The organism is Falsiroseomonas sp. E2-1-a20 (genome assembly GCF_051433195.1).
In the GTDB taxonomy this organism is placed as follows: domain Bacteria; phylum Pseudomonadota; class Alphaproteobacteria; order Acetobacterales; family Acetobacteraceae; genus Falsiroseomonas.
The window spans coordinates 1-3323 of the sequence record NZ_JBHMFT010000115.1 but is presented as its reverse complement, the minus strand read 5'-3'; the positions used below and the strand labels follow the sequence as shown (position 1 = coordinate 3323).

The window sequence follows — 3323 nt, the reverse complement described above, 5'->3', positions numbered from 1 at the left end:
CGGCGCGCCGAGCCAGGCGAGCCAGCGCGGCAGATGCAGACGAGCCACGTCGTTCTCCTGATGCCAGCCGCCGGGCAACACGGGTCTCTATGTTGCGTGTACGAAAGTGTTTAAATCACGGCAAGCGTTTTTATAGGAAAACCCATCGTCGCTGCGGACGCGCGGCAAACGCCGTTGTCAATCCAAAGATACGGATCCTGACACAATAATAAAGAATCCGGATAAATTAAGTTGCATTAAAATACGCTAGCGCCTATACATTTCATGTCGCGAAGCAAAGGCGCGCCGGTTGTTGCCGGGCAGCCACTTCGACTGTCCGGCAGCCTGATCACTGCCGCAAAACGATCCCGTCATCTGCGCAGCTCGTGCCGCCCTCCAAAGCCTCGAGGATTCCCGCGACCATGCCAGCCCATGCCGTATCGAAAACTCTTGTAGGCTTGACGGCACTGGCGGCTGGCAGTGCGGCCGCACTGGTTTGGGGCTGGGACCGCCGCGAGCCGCGCGCCGCCGCGGCCGACCCCGTCCTGGAAGCCACGCAGCGCGGCGAGAGCGGTCTAAGCCTGCGGCAGGAGGAGGTCGCGGTGGCCGCCGTCCGTGCGCATCTGCACGATGCGAATGTGCAGGGCCGTCTGGTGAACGTCCGGCTCTACCCGCTGGCCGTGGCGGATGAGCTTGTGGTCTGCGGTCTGCTTTCGGTATCAGGCGCAGAGACCATGCAGGTCGTTGCGCGGGTTGTCCTAAACCAGCCCATCGTAGCCGCCCGGGTGTCCGCCGCGCAGAACGGCAGGACGACCCCGGAGACCCGCTCGGCCATGGTCATCCTGGAGGCTGGGCCTGGTCTTGGGCGCGGTGGCTCCCAGCAGGCTCCAGCCCTGCGCTACTGCCGCGACCTGCAGGTCGCCGCTGCCGAGGCGGCCTCCGCTACGGCAGCGTTGCAAGTCGAGGCCGCTGCCGCGTCGGCGGCTCACGTGGTGGTGGTCTCGCCGGTGCGCGTGCGGTCGGCCCCGGTAGGCGACGCAGCCATCCTGTGGACGGCGCCGCGTGGCCGCCGCTTCGTCGTGCTCGATCAGGCGCCTGGGGGCTGGATCCGCCTCGGCGATGGCCAGGCGGCCCTGGGATGGGCGCATTCCAGCCTGCTTGGCCCCTCCCCCTGACCAAGAACGTCTGGTTCGTCATGCCTGGCCGTCATCCCGTAAGGCAAAAGCCTCGAACACCCAGAGTCCTATTCGCGACCACCCTGCCCTCAACGACACGACGGTCCAGAACGACCATCGGCCCGGCGGCAGGGAGGCACATGTACAAAACGGAAGATACGACCAAACCATGCAGTGCGATGCAGCCGACGCCAAGAACACCTGCGGCTTTCCCATCGCCGGCGGCATGATGGGGGCACTGATGCGCGCCCATGATTGGTCATCGACGTCGCTCGGCCCGTGTAAGGCTTGGCCGGGCAGCTTGCGCGCCACGGTAGACCTGGTGCTTGGCTCGCCAATGGCCATGGTCCTGCTCTCCGGCCCCGACCTCGTCCAGATCTACAATGACGGCTACGCCCGGATCATGGGACCAAAGCACCCCGGAGGGCTGGGCCAACCGAACCGCTTCTGCTGGCCGGAGGTCTGGGCCTTCAACGCGCCGATCTTCGCCGCCGTGTTCTGCGGTGAGACGCGCTCCTTTGAAAACCAGAAGCTGATCATTGAGCGAAGCGGCCAACAGGAAGAGGCCTGGTTCAACCTGACCTACAGCCCGCTACGTGACGAGAGCGGTGCGGTTGCGAGCGTGCTCGTCACCGTCGTCGAGACCACCGGACGCATCCTCGCTGAGCGGCGTGATGTGGCTGAGCGCGACCGCCTGTTCCGCATGTTCGAACAGGCCCCCAGTTTCATGGCGATGCTTAGCGGCCGCGCGCAAAAATTCGACTTCGTCAACCCCGCCTATGAGCAACTCGTCGGCCATCGCGGCGTCGTCGGCAGCTCGGTGCGAGAGGCGCTGCCGGAACTCGAGGGGCAAGGCTACTACGAGCTGCTGGACAGGGTCTTTACAACCGGCGAGCCGTTTGTCGGACATGCCCTGCCCGTCGGGTTGCAGCGTAGGCCGGGCGCCGCCGTGGAACAACGCTTCATCGACCTCGTCTACCAGCCAATCACCAATTCAGAGGGCGACGTCGCTGGAATTTTCGTCGAGGGCTCGGACGTGACCGAGCGCGTGGTCGCCGAGGCCGACCTTCGGATGAGCGAGCAACGCCTCAACGCCATCTTTACCTTCGCGGCGGTCGGCTTGGCTGAAATCGCCCTCGATGGCCGCTTCCGGCGCGTCAACGATGCCTTCTGCCGAATGCTGGGCCGGTCGCGCGTGGATCTGCTTGCGACAAGCTTCGCCGAGGTGACGCATCCGGATGACGTCGCGGTAAGCCTGAAACAATCGACATGTACAGCCGAAACCGGAAGGCCTGCCTCCTTCGATAAGCGATACCTCCAACCCAATGGCGCGCTGGTCTTTGTCAACTGCAGCCTGACGCGCCTGGACGGGGAGCATGGCCAGCCGCCCGCGCTGCTGTCCGTCACCATCGACATGACGGAACGGGTGCAGGCGGAAGCGGCGCTGCGCGCCAGCGAGGAGTTCAGCCGCTGTGTCATCCAGAGCTCTGCCGACTGCATCAAGGTTCTCGACCTCGAAGCCCACGTGCTCTTCATGAGCGAAGGCGGAATGCAGGTCATGGAGGTCGACGACTTTGGCGCGGTCGAAGGTGCCTGCTGGCCTGACCTCTGGCACGGCGGCGAACACGCCAAGGCGTTGGCTGCTGTCGCGGAGGCAAGGCGCGGCGGCACCGGCCGCTTTCAGGGTTTCGCAACGACGATGGCGGGTACCCCACGTTGGTGGGACGTGGTGGTGACGCCGATCAACGGCCCGAACGGAGTGCCGGTGAAGCTGCTTTCTGTCTCACGCGACAACACCGCATTCCGGCAGGCCGAGGAACAGCTTCGCGAACTGAATGATTCGTTGGAAGCCCGGGCCGCCGAGCGGGCCGCCGAATTGGCTGAGGCGCAGGATCAACTACGCCAGAGCCAGAAGCTGGACGCCTTGGGACAGCTGACCGGCGGAGTTGCGCACGACTTCAACAACCTCCTGACGATTATCCGCTCATCGGCTGAACTGCTGCGACGGCATGACCTCCCAGAGGAACGACGGCGTCGCTACATCGATGCCATCGTCGATACGAGTGAGCGGGCGGCTACGCTGACCCGCCAGCTTCTCGCCTTTGCACGCCGCCAGGCCCTGAAGCCCGAAATATTTGAAATGGCCGGACGCGTGCAAGATATCGCCGG

The 3323-nt window shown here is 64.6% G+C and carries 2 protein-coding genes; both read left to right on the top strand.

The window, feature by feature from the left end:
• The first annotated feature begins 401 nt into the window (after nucleotides 1-401).
• Nucleotides 402-1154 carry an SH3 domain-containing protein gene (locus ACFHPP_RS30655; protein ID WP_437167016.1) on the top strand — a complete coding sequence of 251 codons (753 nt, stop codon included), beginning with the start codon at nucleotides 402-404 and terminating at the stop codon, nucleotides 1152-1154.
• A gap of 169 nt (nucleotides 1155-1323) precedes the next feature.
• On the top strand, nucleotides 1324-3323 hold a 2000-nt coding region (locus tag ACFHPP_RS30650), incomplete at its 3' end, for a PAS domain-containing protein (RefSeq protein WP_437167015.1).

What these genes read in the sequence shown, in the direction of transcription:
- ACFHPP_RS30655 (WP_437167016.1), top strand. Translation starts at nt 402, where the DNA reads ATGCCAGCCCATGCCGTATCGAAAACTCTTGTAGGCTTGACGGCACTG.